The organism is Streptomyces prasinopilosus (genome assembly GCF_001419695.1).
GTDB lineage: Bacteria > Actinomycetota > Actinomycetes > Streptomycetales > Streptomycetaceae > Streptomyces > Streptomyces prasinopilosus.
Genome location: NZ_LIRG01000674.1, coordinates 1 through 1,467, shown reverse-complemented (window position 1 = coordinate 1,467; position 1,467 = coordinate 1). Strand labels below are relative to the sequence as shown.

At 69.7% G+C, this 1,467-nt stretch carries 3 protein-coding genes and 1 pseudogene; all 4 read left to right on the top strand.

Annotation, left to right across the window (positions count from 1 at the left end):
- Nucleotides 1-251, top strand: a pseudogene (locus tag AOK18_RS24320) (ketosynthase chain-length factor); the annotation flags it as partial.
- 27 nt (nucleotides 252-278) lie between these two features.
- Nucleotides 279-539 carry an acyl carrier protein gene (locus AOK18_RS24315; RefSeq protein WP_055695717.1) on the top strand — a complete coding sequence of 87 codons (261 nt, stop codon included), beginning with the start codon at nucleotides 279-281 and terminating at the stop codon, nucleotides 537-539.
- Nucleotides 540-541: 2 nt separating this feature from the next.
- On the top strand, nucleotides 542-1,024 hold the full coding sequence (locus AOK18_RS24310; protein ID WP_055573181.1) for an SRPBCC family protein: 483 nt from the start codon (nucleotides 542-544) through the stop codon (nucleotides 1,022-1,024).
- A 28-nt stretch (nucleotides 1,025-1,052) separates the two neighbouring features.
- Complete coding sequence (locus AOK18_RS24305) at nucleotides 1,053-1,391, top strand: TcmI family type II polyketide cyclase (RefSeq protein WP_055573182.1); 339 nt, start codon at nucleotides 1,053-1,055, stop codon at nucleotides 1,389-1,391.
- The last annotated feature ends 76 nt before the right edge of the window (nucleotides 1,392-1,467 follow it).

Genomic DNA, 1,467 nt, shown 5'->3' with positions numbered 1-1,467 from the left:
CGGCGCCCAAGACCGGCTTCGGGCGGGCGCACTGCGCGGCACCCGTGCTGGACACGGTGGCCGCGGTGCTCGCCATGGAACACGGTCAGGTGCCCCCCACCCCCAACGTGTTCGACATCTGCCACGACATCGATCTGGTGATGTCGCGCGCTCGGCCCGTCGAGCTGCGCACGGCCCTCGTCCTCAGCAGGGGACTGATGGGCTCCAACGCGGCGCTGGTCGTGCGCCGCGGTGGCGAATCCGCCCGGTAGGCCCGGGCGGGGAAGGAGCAGACACTCATGATCACCACCGAAGTGACCGTGGACGAACTGGCCGCCCTGATGAAGAAGGCGGCCGGCATCACCGTCGACCCGCAGGAGCTGAAGCGGGACGCCGAGTCCCCCTTCGACTTCTTCGGCCTCGACTCCCTCGGCCTGCTCGGCATCGTCGGCGAGCTGGAGAACCGGTACGGCCTCTCGCTTCCTCCCGACTCGGAGCGCTGCAGGTCACCCCGGGAGTTTCTGGACCTCGTCAACAGCACCCTCAAGGCTGGAGCCTGAAAGTGGCAGGACACACCGAGAACGGCATCACCATCGACGCTCCCTTCGACCTCGTGTGGGAGATGACCAACGACCTCGAGAACTGGCCGGACCTGTTCAGCGAGTACGCGTCGGTCGAGGTGCTCTCCCGCGAGGGCGACACCACGACCTTCCGGCTGACCATGCATCCGGACGGCGACGGGAAGGTGTGGAGCTGGGTCTCCGAGCGCACTCCCGACCGGGCCCGCCGGACCGTGCGCGCCCGCCGCGTCGAGACGGGTCCCTTCGCCCACATGGACATCCTGTGGGAGTACGAGCAGCTCCCCGACGGCGTGCGGATGAACTGGACGCAGGACTTCGCGATGAAGCCCGACGCCCCCGTCGACGACGCCTGGATGACGGACAACATCAACCGCAACTCGCGTACGCAGCTGGCGCTCATCCGGGACCGGATCGAGCAGGCCGCCGGCGAGCGCAGGAGCCCCGCGTCCGCCTCCTCCCGCTGACCGCCGACCGATCCGGAAAGGACCGTCGATGCACCACGCACTCATCGTGGCCCGTATGGCGCCCGGTTCGGCGCCGCAGATCTCCGACGTGTTCGCCGCCTCCGACCGGGGCGAACTCCCTCACCTGATCGGGGTGAACAGGCGCCGGCTCTTCCAGTTCGGCGACGACCTGTACCTGCACCTCATCGAGTCCGAGCGGGACCCGGCGCCCGCCATCGCGAAGGTGGCCGGGCACCCCGAGTTCCGCGGCATCAGCGAACGGCTGGAGGCGTACGTCAGCCCGTACGACCCCCGGACCTGGCGCGGCCCCAAGGACGCCATGGCGCAGTGCTTCTACCACTGGGAGCGCGACGCCGCAGGCTCCTGAGCGGACAGTCCGGAAGAACCCCGAGGCCGCCGGTCCCGTGTACGCCACGGAGCCGGCGGCCTCGGGGTTCTTCCGG